Consider the following 322-nt stretch of genomic DNA (forward strand, 5'->3'; position numbering starts at 1 on the left):
GGCTGCGCTAAGCAGGGATAGAGCCATCCGTGGGCAGTGCAAGCGATCCTTACGACAATGCCTTGGCTTAAATCCGTAATCGGTCTTAGTAAGACCTGAGGTCATCGCGAGAGCGCAGACCGTGGCATAACCTTGAGAGACGTCGAGTTTGCCACATTGGAGTGGGTGAATTGGTTTAATAACAGCAGGCTTCTTGGAGCTATAGGAAATATTCCTTAAGGCAAACGCGCAAGGCGAGCGAGAGATCCAATGCCATGTAGGTAACTCCAAACCCGCCATGGCCTAGCACCTTGCCCACCAGATATTTCTCTTTCAACACCGT

The 322-nt window shown here is 51.2% G+C and carries 1 pseudogene; it reads left to right on the forward strand.

The window, feature by feature from the left end:
• Positions 1 to 11: 11 nt before the first annotated feature.
• Positions 12 to 219, forward strand: a pseudogene (locus EZM41_RS13500) (integrase core domain-containing protein); the annotation flags it as partial.
• Between the last annotated feature and the right edge of the window lie 103 nt (positions 220 to 322).

Origin of the sequence: Acetomicrobium sp. S15 = DSM 107314, from assembly GCF_016125955.1 — a bacterium.
GTDB classification, from domain to species: Bacteria; Synergistota; Synergistia; order Synergistales; family Thermosynergistaceae; genus Thermosynergistes; species Thermosynergistes pyruvativorans.